This window comes from Flavobacterium sp. AK-345 (assembly GCF_058310175.1).
In genome coordinates, this window is sequence record NZ_JBZEER010000001.1 from 153,839 (window position 1) to 171,880 (window position 18,042).

At 31.4% G+C, this 18,042-nt stretch carries 20 protein-coding genes; 16 read left to right on the top strand and 4 right to left on the bottom strand.

Going from position 1 to position 18,042, the window contains the following annotated elements:
* The first annotated feature begins 65 nt into the window (after nucleotides 1-65).
* From AC4FQ3_RS00675 to AC4FQ3_RS00700, 6 genes are all read left to right on the top strand, one after another.
* The gene (locus AC4FQ3_RS00675; RefSeq protein WP_491180477.1) at nucleotides 66-764 is read left to right on the top strand and encodes a hypothetical protein; all 699 of its coding nucleotides are present in this window, start codon (nucleotides 66-68) and stop codon (nucleotides 762-764) included.
* A 42-nt stretch (nucleotides 765-806) separates the two neighbouring features.
* A complete protein-coding gene (locus tag AC4FQ3_RS00680) occupies nucleotides 807-1,301 on the top strand; it encodes a YcxB family protein (RefSeq protein ID WP_491180478.1) in 495 nt (164 codons plus the stop codon).
* Between the two features lie 46 nt (nucleotides 1,302-1,347).
* Complete coding sequence (locus tag AC4FQ3_RS00685) at nucleotides 1,348-1,749, top strand: hypothetical protein (protein WP_491180479.1); 402 nt, start codon at nucleotides 1,348-1,350, stop codon at nucleotides 1,747-1,749.
* Nucleotides 1,750-1,959: 210 nt separating this feature from the next.
* The gene (locus AC4FQ3_RS00690) at nucleotides 1,960-2,199 is read left to right on the top strand and encodes a Rho termination factor (protein ID WP_073393805.1); all 240 of its coding nucleotides are present in this window, start codon (nucleotides 1,960-1,962) and stop codon (nucleotides 2,197-2,199) included.
* A 28-nt stretch (nucleotides 2,200-2,227) separates the two neighbouring features.
* On the top strand, nucleotides 2,228-3,313 hold the full coding sequence (locus tag AC4FQ3_RS00695; protein ID WP_491180480.1) for a DNA topoisomerase IB: 1,086 nt from the start codon (nucleotides 2,228-2,230) through the stop codon (nucleotides 3,311-3,313).
* Between the two features lie 157 nt (nucleotides 3,314-3,470).
* Nucleotides 3,471-4,118 (top strand): DUF5661 family protein, encoded by a 648-nt coding sequence (locus tag AC4FQ3_RS00700; RefSeq protein WP_491180481.1) that lies wholly within the window; start codon nucleotides 3,471-3,473, stop codon nucleotides 4,116-4,118.
* Between the two features lie 71 nt (nucleotides 4,119-4,189).
* Here the strand turns inward: AC4FQ3_RS00700 and AC4FQ3_RS00705 are convergent, their stop codons facing one another.
* On the bottom strand, nucleotides 4,190-4,834 hold the full coding sequence (locus AC4FQ3_RS00705; RefSeq protein WP_491180482.1) for a hypothetical protein: 645 nt from the start codon (nucleotides 4,832-4,834) through the stop codon (nucleotides 4,190-4,192).
* A 189-nt stretch (nucleotides 4,835-5,023) separates the two neighbouring features.
* Between AC4FQ3_RS00705 and AC4FQ3_RS00710 the strand changes: the two genes are divergently transcribed.
* The 3 genes from AC4FQ3_RS00710 to AC4FQ3_RS00720 all read left to right on the top strand — a co-directional run bounded on the left by AC4FQ3_RS00710 (nucleotide 5,024) and on the right by AC4FQ3_RS00720 (nucleotide 7,153).
* Nucleotides 5,024-5,614 carry a YciE/YciF ferroxidase family protein gene (locus AC4FQ3_RS00710; RefSeq protein ID WP_042564444.1) on the top strand — a complete coding sequence of 197 codons (591 nt, stop codon included), beginning with the start codon at nucleotides 5,024-5,026 and terminating at the stop codon, nucleotides 5,612-5,614.
* Nucleotides 5,615-5,699: 85 nt separating this feature from the next.
* Nucleotides 5,700-6,431 carry a DNA-formamidopyrimidine glycosylase family protein gene (locus AC4FQ3_RS00715; protein ID WP_491180483.1) on the top strand — a complete coding sequence of 244 codons (732 nt, stop codon included), beginning with the start codon at nucleotides 5,700-5,702 and terminating at the stop codon, nucleotides 6,429-6,431.
* Complete coding sequence (locus tag AC4FQ3_RS00720; protein WP_491180484.1) at nucleotides 6,428-7,153, top strand: DUF72 domain-containing protein; 726 nt, start codon at nucleotides 6,428-6,430, stop codon at nucleotides 7,151-7,153. The genes AC4FQ3_RS00715 and AC4FQ3_RS00720 overlap by 4 nt, the downstream gene beginning before the upstream one ends.
* Before the next feature lie 112 nt (nucleotides 7,154-7,265).
* On the opposite strand, the gene AC4FQ3_RS00725 is transcribed toward AC4FQ3_RS00720, so the two are convergent.
* Nucleotides 7,266-7,769 (bottom strand): pyridoxamine 5'-phosphate oxidase family protein, encoded by a 504-nt coding sequence (locus AC4FQ3_RS00725; protein ID WP_042564447.1) that lies wholly within the window; start codon nucleotides 7,767-7,769, stop codon nucleotides 7,266-7,268.
* Nucleotides 7,770-8,011: 242 nt separating this feature from the next.
* Here AC4FQ3_RS00725 and AC4FQ3_RS00730 point away from each other — a divergent pair, with 242 nt between their 5' ends.
* Nucleotides 8,012-8,443 carry a response regulator gene (locus AC4FQ3_RS00730; protein ID WP_042564448.1) on the top strand — a complete coding sequence of 144 codons (432 nt, stop codon included), beginning with the start codon at nucleotides 8,012-8,014 and terminating at the stop codon, nucleotides 8,441-8,443.
* Between the two features lie 61 nt (nucleotides 8,444-8,504).
* Here the strand turns inward: AC4FQ3_RS00730 and AC4FQ3_RS00735 are convergent, their stop codons facing one another.
* The gene (locus tag AC4FQ3_RS00735) at nucleotides 8,505-11,708 is read right to left on the bottom strand and encodes a PAS domain-containing protein (protein WP_491180485.1); all 3,204 of its coding nucleotides are present in this window, start codon (nucleotides 11,706-11,708) and stop codon (nucleotides 8,505-8,507) included.
* 235 nt (nucleotides 11,709-11,943) lie between these two features.
* Between AC4FQ3_RS00735 and AC4FQ3_RS00740 the strand changes: the two genes are divergently transcribed.
* The 5 genes from AC4FQ3_RS00740 (at nucleotide 11,944) to AC4FQ3_RS00760 (ending at nucleotide 16,110) form a co-directional block, all read left to right on the top strand.
* Nucleotides 11,944-12,285, top strand: coding sequence for a hypothetical protein (locus AC4FQ3_RS00740; RefSeq protein WP_491180486.1), 342 nt, complete (start codon nucleotides 11,944-11,946; stop codon nucleotides 12,283-12,285).
* Between the two features lie 389 nt (nucleotides 12,286-12,674).
* Complete coding sequence (locus tag AC4FQ3_RS00745) at nucleotides 12,675-13,514, top strand: hypothetical protein (protein ID WP_463461418.1); 840 nt, start codon at nucleotides 12,675-12,677, stop codon at nucleotides 13,512-13,514.
* A 207-nt stretch (nucleotides 13,515-13,721) separates the two neighbouring features.
* Nucleotides 13,722-14,996 (top strand): type VI secretion system tube protein TssD, encoded by a 1,275-nt coding sequence (gene tssD / locus AC4FQ3_RS00750; RefSeq protein ID WP_491180487.1) that lies wholly within the window; start codon nucleotides 13,722-13,724, stop codon nucleotides 14,994-14,996.
* Nucleotides 14,997-14,998: 2 nt separating this feature from the next.
* A complete protein-coding gene (locus tag AC4FQ3_RS00755) occupies nucleotides 14,999-15,565 on the top strand; it encodes a hypothetical protein (RefSeq protein WP_042564453.1) in 567 nt (188 codons plus the stop codon).
* 212 nt (nucleotides 15,566-15,777) lie between these two features.
* Complete coding sequence (locus tag AC4FQ3_RS00760; protein ID WP_491180488.1) at nucleotides 15,778-16,110, top strand: hypothetical protein; 333 nt, start codon at nucleotides 15,778-15,780, stop codon at nucleotides 16,108-16,110.
* A gap of 36 nt (nucleotides 16,111-16,146) precedes the next feature.
* Here the strand turns inward: AC4FQ3_RS00760 and AC4FQ3_RS00765 are convergent, their stop codons facing one another.
* The gene (locus AC4FQ3_RS00765) at nucleotides 16,147-16,410 is read right to left on the bottom strand and encodes a SemiSWEET family sugar transporter (protein WP_491180489.1); all 264 of its coding nucleotides are present in this window, start codon (nucleotides 16,408-16,410) and stop codon (nucleotides 16,147-16,149) included.
* A gap of 408 nt (nucleotides 16,411-16,818) precedes the next feature.
* Between AC4FQ3_RS00765 and AC4FQ3_RS00770 the strand changes: the two genes are divergently transcribed.
* The gene (locus AC4FQ3_RS00770; RefSeq protein WP_042564456.1) at nucleotides 16,819-18,036 is read left to right on the top strand and encodes a hybrid sensor histidine kinase/response regulator; all 1,218 of its coding nucleotides are present in this window, start codon (nucleotides 16,819-16,821) and stop codon (nucleotides 18,034-18,036) included.
* The last annotated feature ends 6 nt before the right edge of the window (nucleotides 18,037-18,042 follow it).

Consider the following 18,042-nt stretch of genomic DNA (forward strand, 5'->3'; position numbering starts at 1 on the left):
TAATGTTACAGGATTTCAAGATTGATATATTGGAATGATTTATATTAGCAGTATAAAACACATATATGAAAATAAAAGCGGTATCTATTCTGTTAATTATTCTTTTTGTAAGCTGTCAAAAGAAAATTACTGATTTAGAATTTGAGAAAAATGTGATGACTGAGATTCTTCCAGATTTAATTGACTCAACTTGTATTGATACAAGAATATATCTGAATCCCCCACCTCCTTATGGGAAAATGATCTTTGATAGTACTGGACATTATGTTAGTGTAGATTCAACAAAAGCTACGAAAAAGGAAAAACAAGAATTGATTGAGTGGAAAAATAATAGGGAGAAAGTGAAAAGAGATACTTCTAAAATAATTATTGCATTCGATCCTAAAATAAAAAAGAATAATCAAGATGTGAAAGAAGCTTTTGAGAAACATTTTAAAGGAGCTAAAATTTTTAATGTAAATGAAGAAGTTGAAACCGAGTATATTTTAGATTTAAAGAATATCAAATTAAAAAATAAATTTCAACTTAGAGATATTTCTGAATTTCCAAAAGATAAAGACTTACTCTGGCAAACTAAATACAATTTTGTGTTTTCAGGAGTAGTATTCTTTTCAAGAATACAATTTGATAAAGAGAAAAAATTTGGAATCCTAGATGGTGGATTTATTTGTGGGGGACGTTGTGGCCAAGGTTTTAGGATTTATATTAAAAGGATAAATAACAAATGGATCATTGATGAAGTAGAGGGGACTTGGATTGCTTAATTTCCATTTTTTTTTAATATTCTTTTATTAAATAAACAAACATTGAAAATAAATTACACTTTAGATCGGGAAGATTATAAAAAAGCAGATAAAGAATTAATGACGAAAAGGTACATATTTCTGATAACTTACTTTTCTCTGGTTTCAGTTATAGTGAGTTATACATTTGTATACAAAGACTTTAATTGGTCGGAATTTTTATTTATTTCAGTTATTTTTTTCTTTTTTGCCTTGATTGTCATTAGTATTATTCCTGATTTAATAAAACATTCAAAAATCAAAAAACTAATAGATTCGCAACCTAATTTATTAGGGGAAAAGTCTTTAGAAATAAAACTGGATGGAATCGACTTTAGTAGTTTTGATAATAATGTTACTAAAATGTATAAATGGCATACTATTAAAAAGATATATGTCACGAAAAATTACAGTTTTATAACTTTAAAAAATAAAACTTCATTTATTATTAAAAATGAAGATTTAAACGGATCCGATTTTGTTGAAACATTAAAATCAAAAATTAAAACTTCTTTTTAAAAATTATATTCTTTACGTTCTCGCAACAGCAGAAAACCGAATCAAAATGAAAAACCTACTTAGATTATTGTTATTAATTTTCTTCTCGAATGTTCTGATAAGCTGTGATCCTTCGCAGCATATTTCATTTATAAACAAAACAGATTCTGATGTAAAGATTAAAATTAATTTAGATCCTAAAGTAAAAGATATTCAACTTTATCAAAATGCAGAAAATGATTCGATTGTTTATAATTTAAAGAAAAGTGACACCGCTACAATTTATTGTGGAATTGGAACCTGGTCAACTAACGAAACTGTAAAATTTGCCAATTCGATAAAAAACATTGAAATTGATACAAAAGACACGAAAACCATTTACAAGTCTAAAAAAGCAATTCAGTATATTTTGGATGAAAACGTAAAAGGTATTGTGGTAAAAAGTCTTATAGAGATTAATATTGAATAAAGAGATACTATTAAAAAACACACATAGAAAAACTCATAATCAAACAAAAAAATCCCAATTCGCAAGAATTGGGATTTTTTACTTTTAAACCCTTTGATGTATAGTTAATTATGAAAGTATACAAAAGAATTATATAACGAATTTCGGGCTGCTTTTAAAGAACTTTGGTAGTATACTTTACTGAATAATAACCCACAAAATTTAATCGTCATGCAAAATTCAGGAATTAAGAACAAGGAACATTACGAGACTCTTATACACAAGGTTTTAAGTAATGAAAAATATGGACAAACTGCTAATTCTTCTAACGTTGGAGAAAAAAGCGGAAGAACAAAACCATATGAGGAATGGACGAAAGAAGAGCTCTATCAGCAAGCCAGAAAAGTTGGAGTGGAAGGTCGCTCTTATATGAATAAAAGAAACCTAATCAAATCATTACGAAATAACTAGAATACAAAATTTATCTCTTCAATAAATTATGAATGCCAAACTCTCTCAGGAAAAATTAATGAAACAATTGATACAGTCACCTCAATTGGTTCTAGAAAAATTAGATTTAGTATATGTAAGCGATAACAGCTTAACGATCGAGCGTTGCAGAGAAGGCGAGGGGTTTGTTTATAAAAAAAACGGAAGATGTATAAAAGCAAAAAACGAAATAAAACGCTTTAACAGCCTCGTGCTTCCGCCTGCGTGGGAAAAAGTGCGAATTGCAGATTTGTCAAACGGTCATCTTCAGGCTGTTGGAACGGATGTTAAAAACAGAAAACAATACCGTTATCATCCAAAGTGGAATCTAATCAGAAATCAGACTAAATTTTATAAAATAGCCGAATTTGGAAAATACCTCCCAAAAATAAGAGAACAGGTCGATCAGGATCTTGCTCAGAAAGAGTGGTGCAAAAACAAAGTTACAGCACTTGTAATTCGCTTGATGGAAGAAACGCATATCAGAATCGGAAATGAAAAATATGCGAAAGACAACAAATCGTACGGACTTTCGACATTAAGAAAAAAGCACATTAACATCGACAAAAATACGCTACGTTTTGAATTCGTTGGAAAAAAAGGCGTAAAACATACTATAACGACCAGAAACAAACAACTGGTTAAACTGGTAGGGCGATGTGAAGAAATTCCGGGTATGGAAGTTTTTAAATATTATGATGAAAATGGCGAACGCAAAGTTTTAGATAGTCATATGGTGAATTCTTATCTGCATGATATTACAGGAAAATATTTTAGCGCCAAGGACTTTAGAACCTGGGCAGCATCCTTAATATTTTTCGAAACTTTAATGGAAATCGGGACAACAACCGAAGATAAAGAAATTAAAAAGAATATTCTGGACGCTTTTGAAACTACGGCAGAAGCTTTGGGAAATACAAAAAATGTATGTAAAAACTATTATGTACATCCGCTCATTGTGGCAAGTTATGAAGATGGATCAATTCAGCAATATTTTGACCGCGCAAAAAAATGCCGAAGCAATCAGCCGCATTTTTCGCACTCTGAAATTGCTTTTTCAGAATTAATAGGCAATTTTCAGCCCGAATTTTCATAATGAAACGGATTGAGCTAATAATTGAACGTTTTGAGTTAACAGTTTCCTTTTTTATATAGCAACTTTGAGAAATATAAAAGGATTCAAGTTGGGGACAAAACGACACATTACCATTGGTACATGTGTCGTTTTAATTTAAACTAATAATCTAAATAAAATGGGAACAAAAAGTGGCGCTTATCAGGATGTTTATATCAAAAGAGATGACAAAATGGTAAGCTTAAAAAATGATGTAACAGATTTTTGTGAGAAATATATAAAACCTGTTCATTCTGAAAATTGGGATTGGTCGGTAAGAGATTTTGAAAATCCTGAAAATGATCCAACAATCGATGAAGCGCGTGCTATTGCGGCTGTCGTTTACAGAGATTTAAGCGAAGATAAAGATACAGATGTTGATCTTTCGACTATGGATAATGTTGAAGCTATTAAGGCTTATTTGAATCCAAAAAGCAAGCACGAACGATTTAATATGGAAGAGTTTGCCTTTGCCTTAAAAGTAGAACTTGAACATGGCAGGGTAAGAGACGTAAATGTAACCAACAATCATCCGTTTTTAACCGCTATGATTGCGCTTGCACACATGACAGAAAGTTTAACGTATTATAAAAGACTGGCCGTTATGGAAGCACAAGGCGAAATTTTTGAGATTATGCGAAAAATCGAAAGCTCAGAAACCGGAAAAGAAGAATGGTATAAAGAATTAGGTAAAGCCGAAATCGAATTAACAGAAGCCCGATTAGGTCTTGCAGAACGTTTGGAGAGAATGGACGATATCCCAACTTTAACTAAAATTGGGGACTAAAAAAACTGCTTAAGGCAAAAAAACGCCGTTACTAATTTTAGTAACGGCGTTTTTTTAATCTATATTTTCGATTAGAATTTTCTGGGATCGTTATCATTATAATCATCTCCAGAATCTTCTTCCTCGATTTCTCCCGGTTCCAAATCGTCTTCTAAATCATCATCGTCATCATCAGGATCTAATTCCTGTAAATCCTCATCTGATTCTGTTAATTCTTCAGAGTCTGAAGGATTGTCGAATTCATCGTTAAGGTTATCTGCATTTTCATCATAAAGAAGGTCTCCTGTAGTGTGCGTGTGATCGTCAAGTTCTTCTTCTTCTTCTTCCTCTCTGTCATCTTCATACTCTTCCTCATCTTCGTCATCAAATTCATCTGCAGAATTGGTGAAATCATCATTTACATTATCTGACGGATTATCAAATTCATCATTTAAATCATCTGCGTCATCTACCAGATCGCCCGGTTGATGAAAATCGTCATCCAAATCGTCTAAATCATCTTCATTTGTAATACGCTCCTGATCAGGAATGGCTTTATTAGGATCATATCCATTTATAGTAAAACCATAATTTTTAACATCACCCTGATGATTAGCTCTTCTGATTTCGTCATTATTATAGAGCTTCTCGTTCATAATATTGTTTTGTCTGTTTAAATTTTGATTTCGCGAATCTCTATTTTCTACAGTACTATTTCTTTTATCAGTAGTTTCCATGACAAGTTAATTTATTGTTCGTATAATACAAATCTAATCACTAAGGTGTAGGATTATCTTATAGAATTAAAATCGCTAATTCTATAATTCACAGATGATTATATTGTAAATAATGTAAGAAATACTATAACTGATTGCTACTAATCAAAAGTACTTTTACAATTATTAATAACAATTAAATTATTTATCATGGAAACTAAAAATAAGAAACAAACTACGACAAAAAAAGCTGCACCAAAACAAACAACAAAAGCAGGAGTAACAAAACCAAAATCAAATGCTGCATCCGGACTTACAGAATTGTTTGAAGATGGATTAAAAGACATTTACTGGGCAGAAAAAGCTTTGACAAAAGCGCTTCCGCTAATGGCAAAAAATGCAACATCTGCAGAACTAATTGATGCGATTACAAACCATTTAACAGAAACTGAAGAACATGTAACCAGATTAGAACAAGTTTTTGCAAGTATTGGTAAAAAAGCAACTGCAAAAAAATGCGATGCAATGGAGGGGCTAATTGAAGAAGGTAAGAGTATCCTTGAAGAAACTGAAGTTGGCGTTGTTCGTGATGCGGGAATTATTGCTGCCAGCCAGAAAATCGAACATTATGAAATTGCGACTTATGGAACTTTAAGACAATTTGCCGAAACACTTGGTCTTACAGAAGCCGCATCCTTATTAGAATTAACTCTTGACGAAGAAAAAGGCGCAGATAAACTATTGACAGAAGTTGCTGTAAATGCAATTAATGTTGAGGCTGCCGAAGAAGATGAAGCTTAGTTTTCAAAATATCTAAAAAGTGCAGTAATAAAAGCTGCACTTTTTTTTCATTTTTTAAAATTTAAATCAAAAAATATTATTCATTATGCCCGAAGGTCCGTCTATCGTAATTCTGAAGGAAGAAACTGAGCATTTTGCAGGACAAAAAGTGATTTCTGTCTCCGGAAACAGCGCTATTGATTTAGAACGAATAAAAGGTAAAGTTATAGAAGCGATTAAAACCTGGGGAAAACATTATTTAATTTGTTTTGATGATTTTACGGTTAAGATTCATTTGCTAATGTTTGGCACTTATCGCATTAATGAAAGAAAAGAAACCGCACCCAGATTAAGTCTGGTTTTCTCAAACGGAGAACTTAATTTTTATACCTGTTCGGTTAAAATTTTAGAAGGTGATATTAACCTGCATTATGATTGGGAAGAAGATGTAATGAATATTAAATGGAGTCCCGAAAAAGCAAAACAAAGTCTGGGGAAAATTCCAAACCAAATGATTTGTGATGCAGTTTTAGATCAGAATATATTTTCAGGAGTTGGTAATATCATTAAAAATGAAGTCTTATACCGATGTCATGTTCATCCGGAATCTTTAACAGGGAAAATTCCACACGATAAAATAGTCGAAATAATTGATGAATGCTCCATTTACAGTTTCGAATTTTTAGATTGGAAAAAGAAATCTGAATTGAAAAAACACTGGTTGGCACATACTAAAAAAACTTGTTTGAGATGCAGTCTTCCCTTTATAAAAAAACATACCGGTATAAAAAAACGCCGGAGTTTTTTCTGTACCAACTGTCAACAATTATACACATGAAAAAAGAAATACACATAGGGTGTTCAAGTTATAATAACCGTTTTTGGAAAGGTATCTTTTATCCTGAAGATTTACCAACCAAAAATTGGTTCAATTTTTATTGCCGGCATTTTAATACCTATGAAATGAATGGTACTTTTTATAAATTTCCAACCATCAGAATAATGGAAAACTGGTATAAAAAAGCACCGGATAATTTTCTGTTTTCAGTAAAAGTTCCCAAAGAAATCACGCACATTAAAAAGCTTGTGGATTGCAAAGAGTTAATTACAGAATTTTATAATGTATGCGATGATGGTTTAGAAGAAAAGCTGGGTTGTGTTCTTTTTCAGTTTCCTCCAAGTTTTGATTATACCGAAGAAAGGCTTCATACTATTATTAAAACATTAGATAAAAGCTTTAAAAATGTAGTTGAATTTCGGCATAAAAGCTGGTGGAATCAGGAAGTTTGGAATGCTTTTCAACAAAACAAAATAACCTTTTGCAGCGTAAATTACCCAGGATTACCAGAAGATATTTTAACCGAATTTCCGCTTACTTATGTTCGTTTTCATGGAAATAAAAAACTATTTTATTCGAGTTATTCTTCAGAAGAATTAGAAAATATAAAAAAGAAAATTGAGGATAAACCAGGCTTCGTTTATTTTAACAACACAGCAAGCGAAGCAGGAATTTTGAATGCTTTGGAGTTTAAAAATATGCAATTAACTGTAAAAAATTAACCGCAAAGTTCGCAAGGATTTAAGCAAGGTTCGTAAAGTTTTTTAAGCTTTGCGTTGTGCCCTTTGCGTAAATCCTTGCGAACTTTGCGGTTAAAATTTAAGTGTTTGAAAATTACAATTTCAAACTACCCTCAATTCCGTCATCCATTGTTTTTCCGGTAACAAAAGCGGCGGTCATTTTTGCAATGGCAACCATTTTTCCGTTTTTATTGTTCCAGTAATAACCATCTTCCGGAATTACTTTAATAACGCTCAAATTTGGATCATCCTCGCCGCCTGGCATCCATACTTTTATAATAGGATCATATAATTCGTGAATTATTTCAGGATTGTACAAAATGCTGGCAGTTCCATGTAAGGTTAAAAATTTATCATGCGGTTCAGAAAAAAAGATTTCAACCGTTGGATTTTGTGTAATCTCTGCATTTTGACTGCTGTTTCTGTCAGATAAAAACCAAAGCTGACCCAAATCGTCAATTTTTTGAACAGACATTGGTCGCGATTGTAATTTATTTTCAAGATTATAAGTACACAGCATGCAGGTTTTTATATTTTCTGCAAGATCTTTTATTTTATCTACAGCAAATTCGTTTGTAAGGTCTTTATGATCTCCCATGGCTCTATATTTTAAGTTATTTGTAAAGTTTTTTAAATATTAATTTGACTGTCGTACAAAAGGTATTTTTGAAAAATTATTATATGTAAAGTTGCTGTTTTTTAGATTTTTAGTTCTTATAGAATTAAAATTATAAGTTATGAGATTTCTATTATTTACTTTTTTGTGAGAATTTAAAATCAATTGTTATATTTTATTTATTTGAATTATCTTTGGTCCGTAATTATACCACTTTCACATATATGACAGATTTGACCGTATTTTATACCGATGATGATGAAGATGATTTGAGCATTTTCGCCGATGCTGTTGAATCATTGCCTAAGAAAATTGATCTTTTAACTTATAATGGCGGAGAGAAATTATTAACGGCAATTTATAATCCGCCGCCAACTCCACATGTTGTTTTTTTAGATTTAAATATGCCTGGTAAAAATGGTTTTGATGTTTTGGCAGAACTTAGAAATTCTGAAGATAAAAAAGACATTCCAATTGTTATTTTTTCTACTTCAAATGAGCCTGGTATTATAGAAAAATGCCGTACACTTGGTGCTAATTTTTTTATTACCAAGCCAGTTTTAATGAAAGATATTGTAAAATCTATAGAACATGCTCTGGAAATTGATTGGAAAAACTTCGTTCCCGGACCTAAAAACTTTGTTTATAAATCATAAACACATAGTATAACAGATAAAAAAAACACCAAATTCAAATAGAGTTTGGTGTTTTTTTATTTTATTCCGGTAAGTAAATTTCAAAAGTTGCTCCTTTACCTTTTTCGCTATGTGCGCGAATTATTCCTTTGTGGTTTTCTACTATTTTTTTAACGATGGCTAAACCAATTCCGGTTCCGGAGAATTCACTTTCAGTATTTAATCTCTGGAAAACCTCAAAAATTCGTTCCTTATATTCATCTGCAAAGCCAATTCCGTTGTCAGATATTGTAAGATGATAATACATTTTATCAGGATAATCAACAGGGATTTTTGTTTCGTAACCCTTAATTTTCCTGGCCTTAATTTCAACATACGGATCCTGGTCTTTTTTAGAAAACTTTAAAGCATTCCCGATCAAATTATGTAGTAACTGTCTAAACTGAAAAGGAATAACCGTTGCTTCTCCCAAGGGATTTAAATTAATAACGGCATTTGTTTCTTCAATACGTTCAGAGAAATCACTGATAACTTCTTCGGCAATTTCATCCAGATTTACTTTTACAAAAACCCTGTCGGCGGAATTTGTTCTGGAATAGGTAAGGAGATCCTGAATTAAAGTCTGCATTCTTTTTGCCGAAACTTCTATACGGCCTAAATATGTTTTGGCTTTCGCCGAAATATTCTGTTCATCCAAATCAGAAAGACGACTGGCAAAAGTTTGTATTTTTCGTAAAGGTTCCTGCAAATCGTGACTGGAAATGTAAGCAAAAGATTGTAATTCAATATTCATATTAATCAAATCCTTGTTTTTTTGCTCCAATTCGGCCGTACGTTCGTATACTTGTTTTTCGAGATTTTCGGTAAAATTTTTCTGATCCTGAATATCTGTGCTTGTTCCAACCCACATTTGTATATTTCCTTGAGCGTCTTTTTGCGGAATTGCCCGGCTTAATTGCCAGCGATATTCACCATCATAACGACGAAATCGATGTTCTAATAAAAAGTCTTTTCCGGTAATAATGGCATCTACCCAAACTTTAATATTCTCTTCGCGATCATCAGGATGAACAATTTGCAGCCAGCCATTTTTATTAATATCTTCAAAAGTAAGTCCTGAATAAGAATAAACAGAATGATTGAAATAATTTATATTGCCCAATGCATCACTTGTCCAGATATGCTGTGGCATAGAATCGGCAAGAAGCCTGAATTTCTCTTCGCTTTTCATCAATACCTGATGCGCATTTTTTTCATCGGTAATATCTATAATAGTACCGATCATTTTTGTGGGTTCGCCATCTTCATCAAAAAATATTTTTCCGTGTGCTTTTATCCAGCTAACCGAATTATCGGGTTTGATAATTCTTGATTCATATTTATAAATGCTGGTCGTCAGCGCAACCTCATATGCTTTTTCCAAGATTGGCCTGTCATCAGGATATATCATAGTCAGAATTTCGGCTCTTGTTACCTTTGTTTCCTTTTCAAGACCAAAAAGCGAAGGCAAATTCTCAGAATAAATTAATTCCTGTGTTGGTATATTCAGGTCCCAGGTTACGATTTCGGCAATTTCGGCTGCCAAACGCGCTCTTTCTTCTGCATCTTCAACTTTTTTTCGAGCTTCAACTTTATCTGTAACATCATTAACAGTAACCATTACGCCGGATATCTCGCCATCTTTTTCAAACAAAGGAGTATATTGATAATCAAGGTAAAATCTCTCCAGTTTTCCTTTAATATCTACATAAGCAACAGCTTCTTTTTCTTTTATAATCTTTGCGTTATTTACAACGTCGTCAAGCAGTTCCGGATATTTTTGTTCGGCAAGTTCAGGGAAAACTTCCAGAATTGGTTTTCCAATAGTTTCTTCTTCCGTTTTTTGCCAAATAACATTCATCATCGTGTTATTGGCCATTTCAATAGTGTGATTTTTTCCTCTAAAAATGGCCATTGCAATTGGCGATTGCATAACTAATTTTCTAAAAGCGGCTTCACTTTCAGATATAAAATGACGTGTTTTTACAGTTTCTGTAACTTCATAAGCGGCAACAATAACTCCTGAAATCGTATCGTTTTCTTCTTTTAAAGGATGAAAAACCAAATTAAAATAACATAATTCCTGTTTTCCGTAACGGTTTAATGTTACCGAAAATTCATCTGTAAAATAAGGATTTCCGGTTTCAAGAACATTCAAAAGAAGTGGCTGAGCAGTTTCTTTGGCCTCGGGAACAGAATCAAATAAAGGTTTTCCCAGAATATCGTTTTCCTGCTTATCAATAATTTGTAAATAGGTAGGATTGGCCATATCTACAATCAAATCCTGACCTTTTAATATGGCAATACCAAGCGGAACCTGCTGCACTGTATTTCTAAATCTTCTCTCGCTTTCTTCGATTGTATTTCGAGCAATTACCTGCGACGTGACATCACTGGCGAGAGCTACAATACCAGAAATCGTTCCATCTGGTTCTTTTAAAGCTTCATATACAAAGTTTATATACACATCTTCGACTGTTTCCTTACGGGGAAGCCTGACCAGACGTTCGTGTGCTTCAAATTTTTGTCCGGTTTTGTAAACATTTTCAAGAATAGTTTCCAAACCTTGTCCTTTAGCCTCCGGAAGTCCTTCAAAAATGGGTTTGTTAACTACTTCATTTTCTTTTCGTCCCCATAATTCGAGCATAAGCGTATTTGCAATTTCAACGATATAATCAGGACCTCTAAAAACACACATTGCACTTGGTGTTTGCAAAATGTTATTGAGGTAGCGTGAATTGCTTTCTTCTAATTTCCTTACTAATTTTACTTTTTCAGTTGTTTCATTACAAATAACCAAAACACCTGCAGGTTTTCCGGATTCGTTATTTACGGGGCTGTAACTAAAAGTCCAGTAAACATCTTCTATTTTTCCGTTACGATATATAGGCAATAATTGGTCTTCGTGCCAGGTTGCTTCACCTTCTAAAATAACCTGGTCTATAAGCGGTTTTATAAAATCCCAGATTTCCGGCCAGGAATCTACACCTTTTTGACCTAAAATAGAAGGATGTTTGCCATCATTACCCAAACTTGGTCGGTAAGCATCATTATAAAAACAAATATGATCGGGTCCCCAAAATAAAAACATTGGAAATTTTGAATTTAGTAAAAGTCCTAATGTTGTGCGTAAACTTTGCGGCCATGTTTCGACTGAACCTGCAGCAGTTTTACTCCAATCTTTAGCACGGGTTAATGCTCCCATTTCGCCTCCTTTCGAAAGGAAATCCTGATTCATATCTATCATGAAAGTTTGTTTTCTTTTTTTACTTTAAGTAATCAAGGTCTGTTAATAATGTTCAATAAATATACTAATTTACAAAGAAAATTGCACAATTTTTTAAGGGAATTAGGCAAGTAGTAACTAAAATTTAAATTTTTTAATTGAGATAAAATTTAAATCTTTTGAGTTAAGCAAATCTTTTTTTAATGAAGAAATTTGAATAAACAGATTGCTAACATTTAACTAAAAATATCAGGTCATGAAAAAGGAAATGTCAAAACACGAAACAGACTATATAAAGAAATATGAAGAAGAAGGTTATACAAGCAATTTTTTGTTCGATAATAACTCTTTAATAGATTCAGAAACAAAACAGGTTTATAAACCTGAAGATATAACTATTGTAGCCCATCACCGTTATGAAGGAATGAGTGATCCTGATGATATGTCGATTTTATATGTTATAGAAACGAAAGATAAAATAAAAGGAACTCATTTAATTGGTTATGGACCAACAGCAGATCTGGAAGAAGCAGAATTCTTTAAGGATATTCCTGAAGAGAATTACGCTCAAAACTCAGACATAAACGAACTGACTTAGACGTTGGACTATTTTATTTTGCAGGAAAGCAGTTATTCCGGATTTAATTCCAGAATAGCTGTTTTTTTTATGAGATTAATTGTAGTAGGATGATTTAACCGCAAAGTGTCCAAAGGTTTACGCAAAAACCGCAAAGCTTTGCGATCTTATATTGTATAAATACAACTCTTAGTGCATTTTGCGAAAAACCTTTGCGCGTTCTGCGGTAAATTGATTAATCCAAACAGTTTTTAAACGTAAGATATTAATTATGAAAAATCTGCCTGAAATTGTATAATAAATTGGCTGAAGATATTTACGAAATTTGAATATTATAAAACAGGAATAATAAACCTAATAATAAGATTGTACATAAAGAAGTACTAACCAATTTATTAAGCCAAACCAAAATGAAAAAACTTTACTTAAATACAGGAGAATTCAATACAATTTTTAATGATCTTGCCGATAGTTTCGGAGGTGAATTAACCACTAATAATAATGACTACAATTTAGCTATAAAATCAAAGTGGGCAAAAGGAAAAATTACAGGAACTCATTTTGAAAAAGAAATATCATACATGCATTTTGACCTTACATTTCATAACGAAGTAAGTTTGAGCATAGAATCTTTTCAGGGAGCGCCAATATTTTTTGCTTATTGTGAAGAAGGAAGCCTAACACATAGTTTTGGTGCCAATGGCGAGAAAAAAAGCCTTAAAAAACAACAAACCGGTATTTTAAACAACACATCTACAATCAATAGCGTTTTGTATTTTGAAAGTTTCAAACGCATTCAGTTTTCATTGATCGTGATGCCTTTAGCGGTTACTTTAAAAGAAGAGAGTTTTGAATTGATTTCTCATTTGAAAAAAGTTTTTACAAGCGAATCCGGAAATTATATTTATATCGGACAACAAAATCCAAAAATTACCCAAAAGCTAAAAGAACTTCATACGATTCCGCAAAAAGGAGCGGTTAGAAGTTTGCTTCAAAGAAGTATTATGAGCACGATTCTGGATCTGGAGATAGCCCAACATAGTTATAACTATGCGACAATGATTGCTCCGTTTATGAATTTGGCGACAAAACAATTTGATGAACTAAAAAGAATTTCGAATATGAATTTTTCTGAAGTTTTATTCTCAATTGGTCTTGGACGCAAAAGTTATTTCCCAAGATTAATAAAAGAGAGATATCATACATTAAACAAGCATTATCACCAAAATTCGCTAGCTAAAACAGCCTAATATACCTTTAACTTGTAAGATCAAAAAACAGCTTTTGTATAAGCTGTTTTTTTTGTTTATAGATGTTTCATTCTTTTAATTATAGAATTGATTCTAAAAGATTAATGTTAAACCGTATGAAAAAACGTATTTTATTTTAAATATTATTTTTAATTATAAGAATTTTACTATTTTTATAAAAAAAATAACATTTAAGATTGAAGTACTTTGACATCAGCAAAATTGTTTCTTTTAGGTATAGAGCGAGACTTACTATGGGTAGACACAAATTATTACAGATATGTAGCAAGAGACGGTTCGCCTAGCAGTAATCTTGAAGGAGGATTGCTTCGTTTAAGTTTTGTTTCACAAGAAAGCGATGATGTTTTTTGGCATAATATGGTCAAAAAAGTCGATAAGGAAACAGAGAGAATGGAAAAAGGAGAAATACATTTTTACAGCAAAGGAAATGAAGATAGTGCAATAAGAAAATATAAATTTAATGATGCTTATTTGGTAGAATTCTCAGAAATATTTCATTCCTGGGGAACAGAAAATATGCAAATTATTTTGACAATTTCACCTGCGATTCAAAATTATGGTTATTCACAAGATTTTGTAAAACATTGGCAGGTATCATCCTTACCAACTCAGCCCACTTATTATCAACCCAAAGAAGAAACCGAAGATCGTATCATATACATAAACGGACATTTTTATAATAAAGATGGTACTTTTGAAGGTAAAATAAACGAGCCTGATTTTGAAGGAAGTGTAGAGGATGTTTATGTTTGTGATGGGAAATCAACCCAAAAAAATAAAAATGGAAATGATTTGGTAACTTATAATAATACTAAATTGTTGAAAGAAAACGATGTGAAAATTACTCATGAGAAATTTATAAATTTAGCATCAATAGCATATGGAGAATGTTCATTAGAGTACAATTTAGATGTTAAATTGGAATTATTTGCTATCGCATATGTAAATTTTAAGCATCCAAAAAATGTAGCATATGGAAAAGATAGTGCTGGGGCTATATCATTTAGAAAAAGAGAGAATGAAAAAAGGAATGGTACTGTAATGCAGACAGCGTTAGCAGCAGTTATTAATGCACTTACTGATGGTAAAGATTATAGCAATGGCGCAGATTCATGGGATGGTGTTGACGTATTGACAGGAAGATTTGATGCTAAATGGAAACAAGAAAATCATTTTAGGCAAAGAGTACATGGCAAAAGAAAAGGAATAACCGATCCTAAAAATTTGTCTCAAACTTTTTATAGTAATGTAAAAAAAGCATTAGAAAATAAAATTAGCAATCCAAAAATAAGTGAATCATTGCAAAAAGATTATCAAAATAAACTTGACAATTTAAAAGACCTAATAATTTATAAAGAGGAATACGAAGTTGTAAACAAACAAGACAAACTTAAATACACACCTTGTTTTGAGATATTAGCAACGCATGCCGGAAGCATTTTTTACAAAGAACTAAAATAATTATGAAAAAATATTATATAATATGGTTTGTATTAATTGTAAGCAATTTATTTTCTCAAAATAAAAAGTATGATACAATATTGTTTAAAAATATTAAAATTGATAATCGGGAATTATATTTTGAATATAAAAATTTCAAAGATTTAGAGACAATCTACGGGAAATTGAATAATAATTTAAAAAGAATGAAAACTACGGAAAAGATTCCTTTACATTATAATTCAAAGCTTATCAATTCATTTTCTAATGATGAAGTTTCATTATTAATGACTAAAAATAAGGCTTTTGTGGATTATTTTGATTTTGAATTATCTAAAAAAACTGGAATTATTTATTATAAAAATAAGAAAATCATATTATCTAAAAACCTGACATTATCTCAATTTAAGAAAGTTTTTAAAAACTCATATAAAAATGCATCAGGATTACCAGTGACTCCACTTGAGAGAGCCGCTTTTATATCGGCTTTTATAGTAAACAAAAAAAGGACAGGATATATTAGTTTTACATTTTACGATAGTAAATTAATCTCATTTTTTATTTCTGATTACAAACCTGAGAATTTTTAATCAAGGTAAAAATGTTTCCAAAATAAAAACAATAATTACTGATAGTACTTCTACTGACACTATTTTGGATTCTTATTCTAAAATTAATTTAAGATAAGTTATATCAAATAATGATCACTTAATACAAGCGTCCCGCTCGTGAACACAAAAAAGACAACAATATAATAAAATACCTAAAAAATAATTCAAAAACTCTCAAAAAAAACAATAAATTGAAAACAAAATTCATTTTACTAATATTACTTTTTTGCAGTTGCAAAAACTACACTTTTGAAGGTAATGTTCATGATTATGACACAGATAAACCGCTTAAAAATGTTGAAATTATCATTAACAATAATATAACCCGAACAGACAGTTTAGGATTTTTTAGCTTGAAAATAAATTCAAATTCTGCGAATATAATATTGAAAAAACAAGGTTATGCTACAAAAAAGCTATATCGAAAATCAAATGCTAAAGAAGAAAATCATAATGGAAATTTAAAGAATTCCGCCATTTATTTATACAAACGCGAAAGTGATTTTTATAACAAAATGAGATAAAGAGGAAACAGTTTTTATAAGCTGTTTTTTTATTAGTTAATTTTCCTTTTCATAATAAATAATAAAATAAACCATTATTAAGTTGAGGAATAGTGAAACACTGTTGGTGATGATAATTGGCATATCATTTTTAAGAATACCATAAACAACCCATACGGCAATTCCGAAAGTTAAAACACTGAAAGTTAAAAGAGAAATTTGTTTTACTTTTTTTGTTTTCCAAACTTTCACGATTTGTGGCACAACGGATATTGTTACACAGATTCCGGCGAAGAGTCCAATAATATCGGTTAAATTCATAAGCCCTTTATTTAAATCTATTTTTTCAGGATAAATTTTTCTATCAAAATTCCAGATTAAATTTAATTCTTCTTTTCTGATAAGCTTAACTTCAATACATAAAAGAATATCTCAATAAATTCTGATTTTATCTTATTTGAATGAAAATAGCTACGTCAAAAGTCGATTTGAGAATTTACAGGATAAATCTAATATCTTATATATCACACTAAAATGGAAATTCTGAAACTCAACATGGGAATTATGAAACTTATTTTAATTACGATAAAAGAGGGAACTTCTTTTTTTTTATAAATTTGAAAGTTTGAGCGAATCTTTTTAAAAGAATAATCAACTTTTAAAAATTATAATCAATTTTAATCCGAATTAATTAAAATTTAATTCATAACGTTTTACTCCCCAAATAAAATGATATTAATTGTAGATGATATTCGGGCTAACATAATTGCCTTAAAAAAAACACTTGAACTGCATGATATTGAGGTTGACACAGCAGAGTCCGGAGAAGAAGCTTTAAAGAAAATCCTAAAAACAAATTACTGCCTTATAATAATGGATGTTCAGATGCCCGGACTTGACGGCTTTGAAGTAGTAAAAATTCTTTCCGGAAATAAACGCACCAAAGACATACCGGTTATCTTTTTATCGGCGATCAGCATCGAAAAAAAATACATTTTTAAAGGTTACGAAACAGGGGCTGTCGATTATATTACAAAACCGGTTGACACTGATTTATTGATCTTAAAAGTAAAAACTTTCCTTAAAATTTACGATCAGCAAAATCAATTGAAAGTCATGAAAGACTTACTTTCAAAAGAGATTAAAATTCGTAAAGAAGCTCAGGATAATCTAGAAGTTAAAATCAGCGAGAGAACAAAAGAACTGGTTTCTAAAAATGAAGAACTGGAAATGAAGAACCACGAATTGCAGCAATTCGCCTGGGTGGTTTCGCATGATTTAAACGAGCCAATCCGAAAAATTCAAATCTTTATTAAAATCATAAAAGAGCTTTATTTAACCACAGATGCAAAAGGAATTGATTATGTGGACAGAACCATAAAAGCTGCCGAAAGAATGCAAACCCTTATTACAGACTTGCTTGCTTACTCGCGACTTTCCTCAAAAGTTAAACCTGAAAAAACAGACTTAAATGTTGTATTACAGGAAGTCCTGTCGGATTTTGATTATTTGATAGAACGCAAATGTGCGGTTATAAAAACAAGCCAGCTGCCAACAATAGACAGTATTCCGAGCCAGTTGCGTCAGGTTTTTCAGAATTTGATTGGAAATGCGCTTAAATTCTCCGGAAATGTGGAAATTCCGATTATTGAAATCACTTCTGAATTAATAAAAACAAAAGATTTTGATGCCGAAATTGCTCCCGATGGAAAGTTTTGCCGAATTACAGTAACAGATAACGGAATAGGTTTTGACGAAATTTATCTCGACCGCATCTTTATTATCTTTCAAAGTCTTAACGACCGTCAAACTTATGAAGGTACCGGGATTGGTCTTGCCATTGCAAAAAAAATTGTTGATAAACACAACGGATTAATCACCGCAAAAAGTCAATTAGGCAAAGGCGCCAGTTTTATTATCATTCTTCCCCTACAATACGAAAACTAAATCAAA